This is a genomic window from Sporosarcina sp. 6E9, from assembly GCF_017921835.1.
Taxonomy (GTDB): domain Bacteria; phylum Bacillota; class Bacilli; order Bacillales_A; family Planococcaceae; genus Sporosarcina.
On record NZ_JAGEMN010000001.1, the window covers coordinates 445388 to 460992 of the forward strand.

The 15605-nt window shown below is 39.6% G+C and carries 16 protein-coding genes and 1 riboswitch; of the genes, 12 read left to right on the forward strand and 4 right to left on the reverse strand.

Features of this window, described 5'->3' with window-relative positions; translation table 11 throughout:
• Positions 1 to 40 precede the first annotated feature (40 nt).
• Entirely contained in the window at positions 41 to 529 is a 489-nt protein-coding gene (locus tag J4G36_RS02405; protein WP_210468364.1) for a hypothetical protein, read from the forward strand.
• A 47-nt stretch (positions 530 to 576) separates the two neighbouring features.
• On the forward strand, positions 577 to 1029 hold the full coding sequence (locus J4G36_RS02410; protein ID WP_210468365.1) for an OsmC family protein: 453 nt from the start codon (positions 577 to 579) through the stop codon (positions 1027 to 1029).
• 41 nt (positions 1030 to 1070) lie between these two features.
• On the opposite strand, the gene J4G36_RS02415 is transcribed toward J4G36_RS02410, so the two are convergent.
• From J4G36_RS02415 to J4G36_RS02425, 3 genes are all read right to left on the reverse strand, one after another.
• Positions 1071 to 2543, reverse strand: a complete 1473-nt coding sequence (locus J4G36_RS02415) for a PH domain-containing protein (RefSeq protein ID WP_210468367.1) — start codon at positions 2541 to 2543, stop codon at positions 1071 to 1073.
• Positions 2540 to 3037: a PH domain-containing protein gene (locus J4G36_RS02420; protein ID WP_210468369.1), complete on the reverse strand. Its 498-nt coding sequence runs from the start codon at positions 3035 to 3037 to the stop codon at positions 2540 to 2542. Before J4G36_RS02420 ends, J4G36_RS02415 begins: the two co-directional genes overlap by 4 nt.
• A 106-nt stretch (positions 3038 to 3143) precedes the next feature.
• Positions 3144 to 3689, reverse strand: coding sequence for a GbsR/MarR family transcriptional regulator (locus J4G36_RS02425; protein WP_210468371.1), 546 nt, complete (start codon positions 3687 to 3689; stop codon positions 3144 to 3146).
• A gap of 218 nt (positions 3690 to 3907) precedes the next feature.
• On the opposite strand from J4G36_RS02425, the gene J4G36_RS02430 reads away from it, so the two are divergent.
• The 6 genes from J4G36_RS02430 (at position 3908) to ribH (ending at position 10143) form a co-directional block, all read left to right on the forward strand.
• Positions 3908 to 5170 carry a quaternary amine ABC transporter ATP-binding protein gene (locus tag J4G36_RS02430; protein WP_210468373.1) on the forward strand — a complete coding sequence of 421 codons (1263 nt, stop codon included), beginning with the start codon at positions 3908 to 3910 and terminating at the stop codon, positions 5168 to 5170.
• A complete protein-coding gene (locus J4G36_RS02435) occupies positions 5163 to 6014 on the forward strand; it encodes an ABC transporter permease (RefSeq protein WP_210468375.1) in 852 nt (283 codons plus the stop codon). Before J4G36_RS02430 ends, J4G36_RS02435 begins: the two co-directional genes overlap by 8 nt.
• 2 nt (positions 6015 to 6016) lie before the next feature.
• Entirely contained in the window at positions 6017 to 6904 is an 888-nt protein-coding gene (locus tag J4G36_RS02440; RefSeq protein WP_210470388.1) for a glycine betaine ABC transporter substrate-binding protein, read from the forward strand.
• A gap of 95 nt (positions 6905 to 6999) precedes the next feature.
• A riboswitch (FMN riboswitch) is annotated at positions 7000 to 7174 on the forward strand.
• Positions 7175 to 7800: 626 nt separating this feature from the next.
• Positions 7801 to 8451, forward strand: coding sequence for a riboflavin synthase (ribE, locus tag J4G36_RS02445; RefSeq protein ID WP_210468376.1), 651 nt, complete (start codon positions 7801 to 7803; stop codon positions 8449 to 8451).
• Positions 8452 to 8466: 15 nt separating this feature from the next.
• Positions 8467 to 9660: a bifunctional 3,4-dihydroxy-2-butanone-4-phosphate synthase/GTP cyclohydrolase II gene (locus J4G36_RS02450; RefSeq protein WP_210468377.1), complete on the forward strand. Its 1194-nt coding sequence runs from the start codon at positions 8467 to 8469 to the stop codon at positions 9658 to 9660.
• A 12-nt stretch (positions 9661 to 9672) separates the two neighbouring features.
• Positions 9673 to 10143, forward strand: coding sequence for a 6,7-dimethyl-8-ribityllumazine synthase (gene ribH / locus J4G36_RS02455; protein ID WP_210468378.1), 471 nt, complete (start codon positions 9673 to 9675; stop codon positions 10141 to 10143).
• Between the two features lie 111 nt (positions 10144 to 10254).
• Here the strand turns inward: ribH and J4G36_RS02460 are convergent, their stop codons facing one another.
• A complete protein-coding gene (locus tag J4G36_RS02460) occupies positions 10255 to 11466 on the reverse strand; it encodes a CynX/NimT family MFS transporter (RefSeq protein ID WP_210468379.1) in 1212 nt (403 codons plus the stop codon).
• A gap of 258 nt (positions 11467 to 11724) precedes the next feature.
• On the opposite strand from J4G36_RS02460, the gene J4G36_RS02465 reads away from it, so the two are divergent.
• The 4 genes from J4G36_RS02465 (at position 11725) to J4G36_RS02480 (ending at position 15588) form a co-directional block, all read left to right on the forward strand.
• Positions 11725 to 12072 (forward strand): ASCH domain-containing protein, encoded by a 348-nt coding sequence (locus J4G36_RS02465; protein ID WP_210468380.1) that lies wholly within the window; start codon positions 11725 to 11727, stop codon positions 12070 to 12072.
• Between the two features lie 6 nt (positions 12073 to 12078).
• Positions 12079 to 12522, forward strand: a complete 444-nt coding sequence (locus tag J4G36_RS02470; protein ID WP_210468382.1) for a hypothetical protein — start codon at positions 12079 to 12081, stop codon at positions 12520 to 12522.
• Positions 12523 to 13077: 555 nt separating this feature from the next.
• Positions 13078 to 14361 (forward strand): family 4 glycosyl hydrolase, encoded by a 1284-nt coding sequence (locus J4G36_RS18820; RefSeq protein WP_210468384.1) that lies wholly within the window; start codon positions 13078 to 13080, stop codon positions 14359 to 14361.
• A 69-nt stretch (positions 14362 to 14430) separates the two neighbouring features.
• The gene (locus tag J4G36_RS02480) at positions 14431 to 15588 is read left to right on the forward strand and encodes an ROK family transcriptional regulator (protein WP_210468385.1); all 1158 of its coding nucleotides are present in this window, start codon (positions 14431 to 14433) and stop codon (positions 15586 to 15588) included.
• Positions 15589 to 15605: the final 17 nt, after the last annotated feature.

Sequence of the window (15605 nt, forward strand, 5' to 3'; positions counted from 1 at the left end):
TTAACTTATCTGTTAATATATAATAAAGGGGATGGTTCAGATGAAGAATAAAGCACTAGTGATTTTGATTAGTTTAGTTTGTGCATTACTTTTTATTCTCATTAATCAAATGACACCTTTCCCGGGGCAGACTTCTGGAAACGGAAACCCCGCAATACCATTAATCACAGTTCTTTTTTTACTTTTTTGTTATTTAGTATTTTTATGGTTTAAATTAATAAATATTGAAGTCAAAAGAAAACCCTTAGTTTTCACTATGACGTTAATTGCAATTTATTGGGTGGTTGCGGTCATTTATCAAAAGGCTTCTTTCATGGCATATCGCAATGTTTTAGCTGATGCTTATAAGGAACAATTTGATTTTGTGGATTGGGATTATATTAATCAAATAACTTCATTCATGTCAATACATGTCAATAATCAATATTTCAATGTGAACACATACCTTATATTTTTAACAGCATCTTTATTCATTGCACTTCTATTGAGAATTTTTACTCTTAGGGGTCTTTTTAGCGTTCATCCATAATAATTTGTTACACTTATCTCAACAGATATAGCGAAGGAGTTATTAAAATGACAGAGCACTATTTCCACCTAACGGCGAATTGGCCGGGTTTACGGAATGATGTCGGAACAATCGACGCCGGGAATTTGAAAACAAAAGTCTCGATTCCACCGGAAATGGAAGGGCCAGGGATCGGAACGAATCCAGATGAAATGCTATTAGGAGCTGCGGCGACTTGTTATATCATCACATTGGCTGCAATGATGGAGCGAAGTAATCTCGAAAAAGAAGTATTGACGATGGAATCAGTAGGCGTTGTCGATGTGACAAATGGCGTTATTACATATAAAAAGATCATTCATAAACCATCTATCGTGCTAAAAGCAGACGCAACAGAAAAAGACAAGTCGCTTGCGCTTAGACTAGCGGAAAAAGCAGAGACATCTTGCATGATTAGCAGAGCTATTCAAGGTAATGTTGAGGTGGAATTACAAGCAGTTATCAAGAGTGAAGATTTATAAAAAGCATGCATACACTTCCAAAACGAAGTGTACGCATGCTTTTATTCTGTTTTTATTTTATCTACTCGACCTGCATACCATGTGTAAAAGTTACTTGCCATTTCTAGCGGAACGTCATCTACACTCGAATAATGAAATGGTTTAGCGTGGTTGACCGTTACTATTGAAGCAAGTCCCAGAAGCTGTTGAATCTTACTCCGTCTAACACTTATCTCAATTATTTTAGTACGTTTTGAAATGAATACTGAAGTTTCGAAGCTTCCAGTTTTGAATTGGATGAACTCTTCGTTCAAGGTATAGCGAGTATTAAAATAATTGAGCAGCCTGGAAACAATGATTATTAGAAGCAGGCCGACTGAGATAACCCACCAAGCTTGTTCGAAATCCAATAAGGGCGGTTTGAAATAAAATAGCACTAACGTAGAAGTTATCCAAATCCAACTAGGTTTTAGCATGCGAATCCAAAATGATATTCTTGGAAGTCGCTCCATCGTATTGAAAACTTCATAAGAAGGTAAAATTTCATGGATTATTTCATACGCCCGATTGATAGGTAAGAATGGATAGAGCGAGTTCGGTTCAAGCAACCCTTCGCCAACACCACCAGCACTTATTACTTTAATTTCCGCAAGTCCAAGCAGACGTTTAATTGTGGATTGCCTGATCTCAATCGCTTGTACATTATCTTTCGTAATTGTAAAAGCAGATTCATGTAGTACGCCTTTAGTAATGTAAATCCGTTCATCATCAGATGCAATTTCATACTTCCCGTATTTTATATAGGTTCTGGCAATTCCAATAATAATAGAAAAAATAATCAATAGAATCACCATGATAACAGTAGTGAAGCTAGACTCGATAATCCTTGATAAAACACCTTCAGCCTTTTTCTCTACCCATTCAAGTTTCTCGATTTTAGAAAAGATGGAGCCAACAATTGGTATTAATAATAGAAAACTAAAGGATGTGAAGGAAGCTTTTAAAACATCTTTTTTTGTTGGGGTAAAATGAATAACCCGCTGGTCCGATTTCGTCTCTACTTCAGGATATTCAACAGTAGTCTCGACTTCTAATTCAACTTTTTTTATAAGGTCTTCGATGCGATCTGCTTCTTTAACTGTAATCACTTTAAATTCAACCGCGCCGTCAGAACCGGCTATGCCGGTTTCGAGTGTCAGCGATGTTAGTTTAAACGCTCTATGAAGGAACGAAGTTTGTCGCTGTACATTTTGTACCTTTGAAAATGGCACAATGCGTTCATTTTTGAAGACAATCCCATGGTACATTTGAAACGACTCGTTGACAATTTCGTATTTATCGACAAACCAGTCCATAATAATCTTTAATACGGCTAACGCAAAGAACAGGAGAAACGCCAGTCTTCCGTATGAATAAAGTGGTGATGTCGATACGAATGAAAAAATGAAAAAGACAAAAATGGCAAAACTGTTTTTAAGTAATGTCCATAAATTCATGACAATGATGAATGGATGATATCGTTTGAAGTTGTTCATTCGTCAACTTCCTTTATTTTAGCGTAATGGGCAATGCGGTTCCGTAGTTCAAAGGCAACGTCTTTTGGAAGTGCAGGGATTTTATGAGTAGATCCCATTGTTTCGATAGTCAGCGAGTATAACTCATACTTTCTTAGAATAGGACCTTGGTTAGTCGCCACAGATTGGATTTTTGTCATCGGAACAAGTTGATGTTCTTCATTGAATGCTCCAGACTTTAATTGCAAAAATTCTTCAGCAGCATCGTATCGCCAGTTTTTATAAAGCAAAAAAGGTTTGATAAAGACGGACCAAATACCAGTTAGTGCTAGTAAACTAATAATGCAAATTAACACCCAGCCAATCCACTCGTACCAGGAAAATCGATAATCTAAATACAAAAAACCCGATAATATAGCGAGCCAAATCGTATAATTAATCACACCGCTTATTATCCAAACTTTTACAGCGTCTGTTGATAATCGATTTCCTGGTGCATGAACTTGCGAATACATCTAACCATCCCCTATGATTCAATTAATTACATATTAATATACGATGTTACCACAATATAGTTTCAGAAGAAAAACGGCATCCACATAAATGGATGCCGTTTTTTAGTCATTCTTCAGTTTGATTTTTTTTCGGAACGAGATTAAAAATGTCATGTTCTTCAAAAGCATCGATAAGGCGATCGAGCCAATCGTAATAATCACGAATATACAAAATCTTTTCTTTGTCGATTTTAGCTTTTTCTAACACTTCAGGACTAATTGTTTCGTCATTTATTAGCTCATCTAGTTCATTAAGTGATCTTCTAATGGCCGTTGAATGAAGGGAAACTGAACTTCGCCATCTACTATTAAACATATCAATGAAGCCTTGATACCAATCATCTTTCACTTCATATAAATCTTTTCGAACGCCGCGTTCCCATACACGGTCGACTAACTTCGCTTCGGCTAGTGCTCTTATCGATGTGCTCATACTCGTTTTGCTCATTCCAAGTTCTTCCGACATATCGTCAAGTGTTAGAGGCCGATCTTGAAAGAACATCATTCCATATTGTCTTCCAGCAGAGGGTGGGAGGCCGTATAGATGAATGTTTTGCGCAATTGATTCTGTAATCCGTTTACGAGCCTTTTCCAATCTTTCATTCCCATCCATTTTCCGCAACTCCTTATAGCTAAGGGCTTATCTAAGCTTATTCTAGCTGTTTTCTTATAGCGTAGTACAGTTTTTCTAGAAAAGCAATTCATACCATCAAAAGTTCATACAGTTCTAACCGTATATTCAATTTAAATTGTAAAAACAGTTGTATTACAAATGTGTTACAGCTATACTAGTAAATTATAGATAGGAAATACCTAGTAGGGAGTGTAAGTATGTCAGAACAAATTGCCCGAAAAAAGATCGAAGTAAAAGACGCTACGAAAATTTTCGGTAGAAACAGCAGAAAAGCAGTACAGTTATTAAAAGAAGGAAAAACGAAGGGTGAGATTTTAAAGAACACAGGTGCAACGGTCGGTGTTAAAAATGCTTCATTCGATGTTTATGATGGAGAAATCTTTGTCATCATGGGATTGTCTGGAAGCGGAAAATCTACTTTAGTTAGACTTCTTAACCGATTAATCGACCCGACAACAGGCCATATATTAATAGATGGCGAAGATGTTGTAACGATGAATAAAGAGCAACTCCGCAATGTACGGCGAAAAAAAATCGGGATGGTCTTTCAAAACTTTGCTCTTTTTCCACATAAAACAATTCTTTCGAATACAGAGTATGGATTGGAAATCCAAGGGTTCTCGAAAGAAGAAAGAGAAAGTAAAGCGAAAGAAGCCTTGAGGCTAGTTGGTCTTGCAGGATACGAAGATCAGTATCCATCCCAGTTAAGTGGAGGCATGCAGCAACGGGTTGGTCTTGCGCGTGCATTGGCAAATAATCCAGATATTTTATTGATGGACGAAGCTTTTAGTGCATTAGATCCACTCATACGAAAAGATATGCAAGATGAATTATTACAACTTCATAATGATATGGGAAAAACAATCGTTTTCATTACACATGATTTAGATGAAGCCCTGAGAATTGGTGATCGTATTGCGTTAATGAAAGACGGAGAAATCGTACAAATTGGAACACCTGAAGAAATTCTGATGAATCCATCAAATGAGTACGTGGCAAGATTTGTTGAGGATGTTGATCTGTCGAAGGTATTGACGGCTGGTCACATTATGAAACAGGCTGATACTGTTCAAATAGACCGAGGGCCACGGGTTGCACTTCGACTTATGAAACGCCTCCGCATTTCTTCAATTTATGTTGTCGATAAAAAAGGGAAATTACTCGGCGCAGTCATGGCACAGGATGCTTTAGAAGCGACAGAGAAAAATCAGTCGCTCGAGGAAGTGCTTACAACTGATCTTCTCACGGTTCCCGAAGACCGCGTTTTAACGGAGTTGTTTGATATCGTTTCAACCGCAACGATCCCAGTTGCTGTCATCGATGAGAACGAACGCCTTCGCGGCATCATTATCCGCGGCGCTTTTATCGGTGCATTGTCAGGGAATGGCCAATTCATTAATGAAAATGGCGTTGTGGATTCGATTGAAGAAATGACGATAGAGGTGAATGGAAATGGATAAACTATTGCCAAGACTTCCGTTCTCTGAGTGGATTGACAATGGTGTAGATTGGCTGATTGAACATTTTGGATCCGTTTTAGATGGCATAGCAATTGTTTTGCAAACAATTGTTGAAGGATTTGTAGATACGTTGGCAGTTGTTCCTTCAATTCTTCTTGCTATATTATTTGCAATTGCTGCATGGCTAATTTCTACAAGAAAAATAGGGGTTTTCACTTTAATCGGATTTTTGTTTATCGATTATTTAGGATTTTGGTACGACATGCTTCAGATGTTAGCGCTCGTACTTACATCCGTCGTGTTCGCCATTGCGATAGGAATTCCCATTGGAATATGGGGTTCGCAAAAAGCGACAGTACGTAATATTATCAACCCAATTCTGGATTTAATGCAGACAATGCCAGCATTCGTCTACTTAATACCAGCAATTTTCTTTTTCAATATAGGGGTTGTCCCCGGTGTTGTGGCATCTGTAATTTTTGCAATGCCTCCGACAATACGTTTAACAATGTTGGGAATTGAACAAGTGCCTAAAGATTTGATAGAAGCGACAGAGGCATTTGGTTCCACATCGTGGCAAAGGTTGAGCAAGATTCAAATCCCGCTCGCCAAGCCAACTATTATGGCAGGTATAAACCAAAGTATTATGCTTTCGCTATCAATGGTTGTTATCGCTTCAATGGTAGGTGCACCAGGACTTGGTGAGAAGGTCTACCGAGCAGTAACGCAGTTAAAGACCGGAGTAGGTGTTGAAGTAGGTGTCGCTATCGTAATTGTTGCGATTATTTTAGACAGAATCACTCAACATGCCGGATCTAAAAAACAAGGGGGAACAAATTCATGACGATCAAAAAGAAAATTTTAGGACTAGGAGCAGTTGCATTACTTGCAGTAGGGTTAGCTGCTTGTGGCGAAGACAAAGAAGAAGGAGGGGCTACTGATTCAGTAGGTAAATCTGTAGATTATAAGATTACTGGAATCGACCCAGGTGCAGGCATTATGGAAGCAACAGACCGTGCGCTTGTTGATTATGAACTCGATAAATGGGAAGTTGTATCGGGTTCAGGGGCAGCAATGACAGCGGCATTACAAAGGGCCTATGACAAAGAAGAACCGATTATTGTTACAGGGTGGTCCCCGCACTGGAAATTCGCGAAATTCGAATTGAAATATCTTGAGGATCCTGAAGGGTCATTTGGCGGAGCGGAAGAGATTCACACAATTGGTCGTTTAGGACTCGAAGAAGACTCACCAGAAGCTTATGAAATCCTTGCAAACTTTAAGTGGACTGAAGAAGATATGGCTGAAGTCATGGTCGAGATTATCGATGGTGAAGAACCTGAAGTTGCAGCGCAAAACTGGCTTGATAAAAATGAAGACAAAGTGGCATCATGGACAGAAGGCGTTGATAAAGTAGATGGTGATGAGATCAAGTTTGTCTATGTAGCTTGGGATAGTACGATTGCGAGCACAAATGTAGTTGCGCTTGTATTGGAAGATATGGGCTATAAAGTAACAATGTCACAAGTTGAAGCAGGTCCAATGTGGACAGCTGTTGCTGATGGAAGCGCAGATGTACTTCTTGCGGGTTGGTTGCCAATTACACACAAAACTTATGCAGAAAAGTTTGAAGGAAAATACGATGATATTGGTACGAGCATGGAAGGCGTAAAAATTGGTCTAGTTGTACCGAAATATATGGACATCGACTCAATAGAAGATTTAAAAGAATAAATTCATGAAGTTTTTTACTCAGTTCCGAGCAATCGGGCTGAGTTTTTTTGATTTAATGTTTTATCTGTGTTAACGTTTAAATAGCATTTATATAACAAACTCTTCGGGGCAAGGTGAAATTCCTTACCGACGGTGATTGAGCAAAGAAGAATTGTACTGCATTCTTCTCCCTTGCTCATTAGTCCGTGACCCGACCTTCTTTTTTGAGGGGCGGTGGAGCTGGTGAAAGTCCGGCACCGACAGTTATAGTCTGGATGGGAGAAGTTGTTTGGTTATTTTAGATGCAATGCTTGAGACTTTGTCCTCTTCAATTTTATTTGAAAGGGGGAATACTCATAGTTTAAGAGCATCTTATGAATATTGTTCTAGAATTTGACCGTAATTTAAAAGGACACACTTGCCGCTTCGAAAAATGGGTGTGTTTGTGTCAGACGGCCAGATTATAGGCTTCTTAAGATTGCCGATATTTGTGGCAATATTCTCTGGTTGCAAGAAGAGGCAGAGCGACAATTGAACCAAGCATTTTTTACAAATACGGAATAATACACGTCACTTTGAAAGTAGCCGCCACCCTGGATGGAGCTTTCATTGTAATAAGGGACAGCTCCTGTCCATTTTTCAACGCGCTCAAAATGATATTTTGAGGGTTGACGTATAAACCGTTCTTCATGATTATCCTTTCCTTACCACCCGTTCGCCCCATGGTGGAGAGAATCCAATACAAGATAGATAATTTAATCAAGATTTACTCGTTAAAAGCAATATTTTTATTCACGCTCGATTCTGCTTAGTCAGAGAGAGGCTTTTTAGCATACTCATTAATAGAGTTGATTTTTAAAAAAAGTTTTGTGTAAAGTATTTTAGCCATTAGTAACTAGAGGAAGGAATAACCGCATATGTTCACTGGAATTATTGAAGAAATTGGAACTGTGTCCCGGGTAACGCCAGGAGCAACTTCACTTCAACTCGCGATTACCTGCAGGAAAGTGCTAAGTGACGTGAACAAAGGAGATAGTATTTCCGTTAACGGCGTTTGTTTGACGGTCTCAAATTTTTCAAGCGATCATTTTATTGCCGATGTGATGCCGGAAACGATGAAAGCTACTACGCTACAGGAACTTCGGGCAGGAAGTTCGGTTAATTTAGAACGCGCGATGGCAGCAAACGGACGATTCGGAGGCCATTTTGTCAGCGGCCATGTCGACGGAACGGGTGAAATTATATCTGTTCGTAACGTTGCGAATGCAGTGTATATGGAAATTGAAATCGAACGAGAGTTATTGAATTATTTTATTCCGAAAGGCTCTGTAACAGTTGATGGAACGTCTCTAACTGTTTTTGGTGTGACAGATTCAGGTTTTATTATTTCCTTGATTCCTGTGACGCAACAAGAATCTATCATCGGACAAAAAAATGTTGGGGATAAAGTAAATATTGAATGTGATATGTTGGCGAAATATATTGAAAGATTATTGACGAAAAAAGAAGAGGAGCCGAGTGGCAGTGTAACGATGGAAACGCTTATTGCGACCGGATTTTTAGATTAGGGAGTTGAGGTAGACTTGTATGCAACAGTAGAAAAAGCAATTGAAGAACTTAAACAAGGTAAAGCAATTATCGTTGTAGATGATGAAGACCGTGAAAACGAAGGAGATTTCGTTGCACTTGGCGAATTTGCGACGCCTGAAGTGATCAACTTCATGGCCACTGAAGGCCGCGGACTAATTTGCGTGCCGATTGAAGAAGAAAAAGCGGTACAACTCAATTTGAATCCGATGACCGAGAACAATAGCGATGCATATGGAACAGCATTCACAGTTAGCATTGATCATTCTTCTGTACATACGGGTATTTCCGCGTTTGAACGATCCGATACTATCTTGAAAATGCTAAGTAGAGATGCAAAACCGACTGATTTTAAAAGACCAGGACATATCTTCCCATTAGTTTCCAAAGCGGGCGGTGTTTTAAGACGTGCAGGACACACGGAAGCTGCGGTTGACTTAGCGAAATTAGCTGGCTCAGAACCAGTTGGCGTTATTTGTGAAATTATGAATGCTGACGGCACGATGGCTAGAAGTTTGCAGTTAAAAGAAATCGCGGAACGCTTTGATTTAGTCATTTTAACGATTAAAGATTTGATCGCTTACCGTCGTAAAAACGAAACATTGGTTGAACGTGTCGTAGATGTTCAAATGCCAACAGAAAATGGCGATTTTACAGCTGTTACTTTTGTAGAAGCATTAACGGGACGTGAACATATCGCACTTGTAAAAGGAGATATTAAAGGTGCAGAAAATGTACTTGTGCGTGTACATTCAGAGTGTTTAACGGGTGACGTTTTTGGATCATGTAGATGTGATTGTGGTCCTCAGCTCAAAGCCGCACTTGCACAAATTGAAAAAGTTGGAAAAGGCGTCCTGCTTTACATGCGTCAAGAGGGGCGAGGGATTGGCCTTGTTAATAAAATGAAAGCTTATAAGTTACAAGAAGAAGGCTATGACACTGTTGAGGCGAATGAGAAATTAGGGTTTCTCGATGATTTACGCGATTATGGAATCGGTGCACAAATCTTACGAGAACTCGGATTGACGACTATTCATTTATTGACAAATAATCCGAGAAAAGTATCTGGACTTGAAGGTCATGGACTTAAGATTACAGAGCGACTGCAAATCGAAATGCCTATAAAAGTAGAGAACAAGCACTATATGGAAACGAAGAAAAGTAAACTAGGACATGTATTACATAATTAAGGGGGAATTATAATGGGAACAACTTATGAAGGCCATTTAGTGGGTACAGGGTTAAAGATTGGAATCGTCGTTTCGAGGTTTAATGATTTTATAACAGGTAAACTTTTAAATGGGGCAGAAGATGCGCTTCGTCGACACGGTGTAAACGATAATGATATTGCCACAGCGTGGGTACCGGGTGCATATGAAATACCGCTTGTTGCGAAGAAAATGGCCGCATCGGGAAAATATGATGCAATTATTACATTGGGAACGGTGATTCGCGGAGCTACACCTCATTTTGACTATGTTTGTAGTGAAGTGGCCAAAGGGGTATCAGCCATTAATATGCAAGAAGGCATTCCTGTTATTTTCGGTGTTTTAACAACAGATACAATTGAGCAAGCCATTGAGCGTGCGGGTACGAAAGCTGGAAATAAAGGTTGGGATGCGGGCGCTGCCGCAATTGAAATGGCTAATTTGATGAATCAGTTCGAAAACTAATTAAGTTTCATATTATGGAACAAAAAACTCAACTCGTTTAACACGAGTTGAGTGCTCATCTTGTCATATACAAGTTGAGTGCTCAACTTGTCATCATACAAGTTGAGTTTTTTATGTCTCTGAAACATATTCATCTTTTGCAGCACCGAGACCTACGAAGAAAAGAAGGCCGGTTGCTAAGATTAATAATAGTAGCGGGAATGTCCAACCATTTGTTAGGTCAAATAGAAGGCCGAAAAGCGGCGGACCAGACGCTGCAAGTAAATAACCGAATGATTGTGCCATCGCTGATAAGTCAGCTGCTTCAAAAGAGTTACGCGTACGGAGTGAGAAAAACATCATTGCCAGACCGAAAGCGAATGCAGATGCCACACCGATGATAATCACTGAAGCTAAAACCAGGGAAGTATTACCAAATAAGATTCCGGATAGTCCAGCTGTCATCAATACGAATGTGATCCAAACTAGTGAAACTTGGTTCTTCATGCGACCTGCAATGATTGGGACGATGAAGGTAAAGGGTAATTGCGAGAATTGAATTGCCGATAGCATCCAACCTGCCTGTGTTGATTCCATTCCTCGACTTTGTAAGATAACGGGTAACCAAGCGACCAAGCAATAAAACAATAAAGATTGCAGTCCCATGAATATGGTGATTTTCCAGGCGAGTTTAGAACGCCAAAGCGATTTTCCTTTGACGCCATTTTGCCCCGGCAACGAATCGTTTTTTCTATGTAGAATTTGAGGGATCCAGATAACAAGCGCTATGATGGCTAAAATTGCCCATATGCCAATAGATCCTTTCCAGCCGAAACTGCTAGATGTAGCAATAGGTATACTTAAACCTGCGGCGAGAGCCCCTGTTAAATTCATAGAGATCGAATAAACACCCGTCATCATGCCGATATTATTAGGGAATTTCATCTTAATAAACGCCGGCATAAGGACATTGGCAATGGCAATTCCTGCACCCATTAGAATTGTGCCTAGATAAAGGGTTGAAAATCCGCCCATCGGTCTTAAGACGAGACCAATTGAAAGCACAATCAGCACGAAAAACAAAACGATTTCCATACCAAATCTTCTTGCTAAACGCGGTGCAAAAGGTGATAATACCGCAAATGCCAGTAAGGGTATTGTCGTTAATGTACCGATAGCTGTATTCGAAATCCCTAAACTGTCGCGAATCATGGCGACAACAGGTCCGATCGCAGTGATTGGTGCACGTAAATTAGTGGCAAGAAAAATAATTCCAACGACGAGAATTATTAAACTAGTTGTTGAACGCCGCTGCTCTATCTCTTTCTCAACAGGAACGCTCATATGACTTCCTCCTTATGTATAAAGCTTGCTATTTTAGCTATGTAGAAAGTTGCTTCAATAGGAAACTTTATCAGTTATATGAAGGAATGTAAAAGGTACTGTCTGAATGTCAACATACCTATAAAAGTGTGTCCCTGAAAAAAATAGGGCGACTTATAGATTTCAATGAAGCCAAAGTCAAACATGCTATTTCTCGCGATATATTGGAAAGATAGTTATACTAGTAAATAGAATAAGTAATTGAAAAGGGGTCAAAACATGACAAATCAAACAAAAGATAACTTGCCAGAAAAATCCTGCTCGATTGAGCGCCTAGTAACGATTGAAGCGGATGTTGAGAAAGTATTAAACGGTGAGAAAACAGCGACGAGACGTAACGGTGTTTATGCTTACCCTGGTGAAATCATGGTATTGAAAGGGCAAGAATTCAAAGTCGATGCACTGTACTCGCAGACCCTCGGTGAAATGACGGACGAACATGCCAAAACAGAAGGGTATGCGAACATGGAAGATTATAAACAATCTATTTTAGCGCTTCACCCGAAAATGCCTTGGATACCAAAGATGAGCGTCTGGGTTCATGAATTTAGCCCCGTTAAGAAATGATTTCGTATGAAACTAGACTTTTATGCTCTAATTATTTTCATACATGTTGTTAGTGCAGTACTGTCCATTGGACCATTGTTTATATTAATGCCAACAATCAAGCGTTTACGCGACGTTAACACTGATGTAGAAAATGCATACTTATCCATTGTCAACGTCGTGATCCGAATTGTCATGCATGCGGGACATGTACTAGTCGTGTCAGGTGTCCTATTATTAATTTTTGGGCCATGGCCATGGTATACGTCCTGGGTAGTGATGACAGTGGCAGTTCTGCTTTTGTCAGGTTTATTTCTCTCTAGGGGATTTACAATCGTTCTAAAACGTTTTGGAAAACCAGGGGAAAATAAAAACCATATTCTTAATCGTTTAAATCAAACATCATGGATATACGTCGGTTTGATGCTAGTCATGCTTTGGCTAATGGTGCAAAAACCGGTGCTCTGGTAAAATACATATTAAAGTGCATCTCCATGAGGTGCGCTTTTTTTATTGGATATAGTTGACTGACCCGAAGACAACAATCGTCTGCATTAAATATTGTTTAAAAACTAGTGAAAAAGGAATAATAAATACGATTTAACAAATGGTACAAGGTAGATGCCTTAAAAAGTGGAGGAGAATTTCATGGGTAGACTGATCCGAAGAATCATAAAATATGGACCGATTATTTATCCGATTGTCGTTAAAATAGTGAGAAGCAGAAAGAATAAAAAAGTTGTTCGGTAAATCAAAAAACTAGGCTTGTCTTGATTGGGAATTCCATTCAAGATAAGCTTTTATTTTTGCTTTTTTCGAAAAGTTTTTGATTCATATTATCGAGTGTAAAATATAATTATCAGGATGCACGGCGTCAAGTAACATTGGACTTTATTGCTCTACTAATCTACTAATCTAAGAACTTTGTAACCGTTGACATGTCAGAATTTTCATAGTAGTATATAAACCAATTGGTAAGTTAAGTTTACTAACCGAATAGTAATAAGGTTATAGGGGGCTTATTTTGTGCGGAATAAACCGAAAATTGTTATTATTGGGGCGGGCAGCGCAGTCTTTGGATTGAGCATGATAAAAGATGCATTCACGACAACTGATTTATGGGGAAGTACGCTTGTTTTAATGGATATCGACAAGAATGCTGTAGAAAAAACTGCGCTTGCTGCCAATCGTATTAATGATAGTTTGGGTGCTGGATATCAGATTTCATCTACCACCGACAGGGAAGAAGCGTTGCAGGGGGCAGATTTTATAATCGTGTCAATTGCTGTTGATCGTGTGAAGATGTGGAAACAGGATTTCGCTGTACCGCAAAAATACGGTATCAAACATGTTTTGGGGGAAAATGTTGGGCCAGGTGCCGTCTTTCACACAATGAGAAACCTACCAATCTTTCTGGACATTTGTAAAGATATAGAGAAAATTTGCCCAGAGGCTTTATTGATCAACTTTACGAATCCGGAGAGCAGACTTTGCATGGCCATTAAGAAATACACGAATGTCAAAGCGGTAGGGCTCTGTCATCAAATAAATGCGGGGATTGAAATCGTATCTACAATCCTGGCTATCGATCGTGAACATATTGATGTAAAGGCTTGGGGCATCAACCATTTTACATGGATTGTCGATATAAGAGACAAAAGATCCGGGGATGATCTGTATCCGCTGTTTCGTGAAAAAGAAGCAACATACAATCCGGAGTACGAGAAGCTATCACGTTTCATATTCCGTCATTACGGGTTATTCCCGACATCGGGTGACGGTCATCTAGGTGAGTTTTTCCCATATGCACATGAGTTCATACCAGACGAAGGATATGATTTTGAAAAATACGAACAGCGTCGTCAAAGTATTGTTAGCGTCCTGGACGGCGTCATCAGCGGCAAGGTTTCCATCGATGATGAGCTGATTGCACCTTCTGGTGAGAAGGCTTTTAATATCATCAATGGCATCGTGCATAACACAAATGAGTTGTTGGATTCGGTAAATATACCTAACGATGGCTACATTTCAAATCTGCCTGCGGATGCAATTGTAGAAGTACCGGCAATCATAAGTGGCAACGGCGTGAATGGGCTTGCTCTTGGGGAACTGCCTCGGGGCATTGCGGCGATGTGCAGAACACAGGTAGATGTACAGCATCTTGTTGTAGATGCTGGTGTCAGAGGCGATCGTGGGCTTGTCATTCAAGCATTGTTAACAGATCCAAATATTCCAAGTGCGAATGCCGCGTTGAAAATATATCATGAACTGATGGAAATCAACAAACCTTACCTGCCGCAATTTTCTTGATACCCATCCATTATTAGAAGGGGGAGGATTGTAATCACCGTCAGCCATATTCAAGCAAATCCACAGTATATGAAATTTATCAATAAGAAAAAGATTCTACATTATATCCAAGAGAATCCCGGTCATTCTAGAACAGAAATTGCAAAGGCATTGTCAATTAGTAAGCCGACGATTTCCAAACTTGTTGATGAATTGATCAATGAAGGTTGGTTTCGTGAAAAAGAAAGTACAAGTTCAAGTTCATCTGGCGGTAGAAGAGCTTTCCAGATTTACTTCAAACATAATGCTAAATATATTGTCGGAGTAGATATCGGCGGAACATCAGTTGAGATGGCTATCATGAACTTAAGAGGTGACTTAATAGAGAAAGTGGTTTTTTCAACCCAAAAGTATTTATCAAAAAACCTTGTTCAGGTAATCGCCAATCATATCCACTCACTTATCACTAAAAGTGGTTTAGATAATAGTCAAATCCTCGGGGTGGGACTTGGTGTGCCAGGTATAACAGACGTCGAAAAAGGACTTGTATTCGATGCGCCGAGCCTGGGATGGAAACAATATCCCTTGGTCAAGAAATTGGGTGAACTTCTATCTTTTCCGGTTTACGTCGACAATGATGTAAATGTTGCCGCACTTGGTGAGCAATGGAAAGGGGCTGGGAAAGATAAGAGAAATATTCTGCAGATTACACTCGGTACAGGGGTAGGTTGCGGAATGATTATAAATGGCCAGTTGTATCGTGGATCATCATTTGCCGCCGGAGAAATCGGCTATATGGTGACTGATAGGCATGCCGCTGAGGAAGCCTATGACAGCATCTTTTCCGGATACGGCTTTCTCGACAGCCATGTCGGCGGACCTTCTATTACCAAAAGAATGTTGAAGCACTTGGGAACGGGCGATGAAGAATCAGATGATTGGCCGGCCAAAAAGATCTTCGAAATGGCGATTGCAGGCGATGAAAATGCGCTGAACATCGTACAAGATGCTTTGTCCCATCTTGGATTTGCTTTGATTAATGTCATTTCAATTGTTAACCCAGAATGTGTAATCATTGGTGGCGGCTTATCAAAGTCCATGCATCATTTTCTACCGGATATCAAGTTAACAATCGATAAGCATCTGCCGATAGAAGCGTCGGTCACAATTACGACGCTAGAAGATGTAGCGATTTTAGGGGCGGCATATCTGGTTTTAAAAGAACATGATTCTATTTTGCAGGTTTGAACTGGTTATTAAAGTGA